At 32.2% G+C, this 2,151-nt stretch carries 1 protein-coding gene; it reads right to left on the reverse strand.

The annotated features are described in order from the left end of the window. Nucleotides 1-1,374: 1,374 nt before the first annotated feature. On the reverse strand, nt 1,375-2,151 hold a 777-nt coding region (locus ILT06_RS32090; RefSeq protein ID WP_308010645.1), incomplete at its 5' end, for a putative mucin/carbohydrate-binding domain-containing protein.

Genomic DNA, 2,151 nt, shown 5'->3' on the forward strand with positions numbered 1-2,151 from the left:
ACCTCCTGTTTATTTGTAATATTCATCAAAAAAGTATCTAGAGTTAATGTTTTAATCATTATCTTTATCTACTTGCTTTTTGATTAAATTTAGCCTAAGACAAGAATCTATAGTTGATATGGACTGTATCTGGAGATTATGTAAAAAAATAGATAATCAGTTGCATATCCTAATGGGTATTTAGACAAGATTGAAACTTTATATGAGTTTGATAATTGAGTTACCTTTTGTTTTTGAGCGTGAGGTTTATTACTGGGATGAAGCCTATTGAGGAGCTAACCCTTTCAATACACTTTTCAACTAAATATTTTTCTTCATTGTTTGCATTCTCTGCTGCGTCAGTTTTGTTTTCCTAACTTACTGTTTCAGTCTTAACTTGAATTTTTTCCTTATAATTACAAAAAGGATATACCTAAACATTTAACTGCTAGTAAAATATTTCCTTTTATTATTCTATAATGATAATAATTAATGAGTCAAAGTGCTTTTGCGAAAATTATATAAAACAGGCATAATTTATTAGTTGCTTGGTACCACTATGAGATACTAGAGAATCTCTCATTGTAGTACCCTCTACTATCTTTACAGGAGTATCAACACGTCTTCATCTATCTACTGATGTCATTAATTCATTTCTCTTTCGCATGCCGCTATGTCGCCTTCAATTTTGCTTCTTTTTCGTTTCTTACGTTCTTCCATATCCACGTCGGAAAGACGATTTCTGATTAATTTTTATCTATATAGGATTTCACTCCTTATTTACCGAGAGAAAATTTATGATATAATAAAGTTAGCTAATTTTAGGGAATATTTTCTCTACAGCGCTCCTTGCCATCGAGCGTTTTTTTACTTTTCAATAGCTAACTTTCTGAAAAGCTGTTAAAATTCAGTTACCGATATGTGTAACAACTGGCCTGTGCTTCTGTACGGGCTTTTTTGATGCTAGTTTTTAGCTAACAAACGCATTCCCCTCACTTCACACATCGGAATATCCAAAACAGTTGTATTGTTGGTGACACCTACCGTTTTAGGTTCTATTAATTAACTGAATAATAAAACAATACAAAACTTGTCTATATTCAAATGAATAATAATATAGTTTTTAACTTTTTTATTTATTGATTCACAATATAAAAAAGAGAACCCTTATAATAAGGATTCTGCAACAGGAAATAACAAAATATAAACCGTAAAAAGAATTACTTATATTATAGTTTTCATTGGGTACCGCCACACCTTCATCAAGCTAAGGTTTGAATAGACTCCTAGATGAAAATCTTCTTTCTCTACAGATAGTTACTCAGAGAAGTCAGCTCATTTTTTCGTTTTGGGGTAATTCTGAATTCTTAAGTTATGGGATATGCCATCAGACAGCTATGTCAATGGATTCCATAATGCCAAAGCGAATATCCAATTTGGGTCACCATTTCCTTGATGATTTTGAACCGCTTCATACACTTTCCCTTGATGTTCTACTTTATCTCCCTTTGTATATGCCTTCCTCGAATCCCATTTTTCATAAGATGCATTTTGATCTTTTGTTTTTACCGGAAGAATGTTACTTTGAATTGCTGTATTTCCAGCTGCATCTACAGCCTTCACTGCATATTTATATTCCTTATTAGCTGTTAAGTTTTGATCAGTAAATGTCGTTCCTTGTACCGTTTGAATCAATTGTCCATCACGTAATACCTGATATTCTTTTATACCTACATTATCTGTAGAAGGATTCCATTTTAGCTCTACACTGTTAGAAGTAAGGTTACTTGCATATAATCCTTGTGTCTGTGTGGGAGCTTCTGTATCTGGTTTCGGATTAACAATGTTATCTACTTTCTTCAATCCCTCTTTTGTAATCTCATAGACTCCTTTATTCCCAAAGCTTTCCTGAATGTTCTTTTCCATATTTTTGATAATAGCTCTGTTCGCACCTTCTAAATGTGTGAATTCAATAAAGTCGCCTACTTTTACCGAAACTTTGGCTTGCTCAGCATTTTGTTGATTTTTTCCATTAATTTCCTTATTGTATACCACTTTACCTGATGTGTTTTGCACTTTAATACTTGCATATGTACTATCAAAGTAGTTATGTGGTACACCTGCTTTTAGATCAATTTGCATTTCTTCTGTTGATTTATTTAAATTTACTTT

The organism is Bacillus sp. 17RED48 (assembly GCF_019837545.1).
Classification (GTDB): domain Bacteria; phylum Bacillota; class Bacilli; order Bacillales; family Bacillaceae_G; genus Bacillus_A; species Bacillus_A wiedmannii.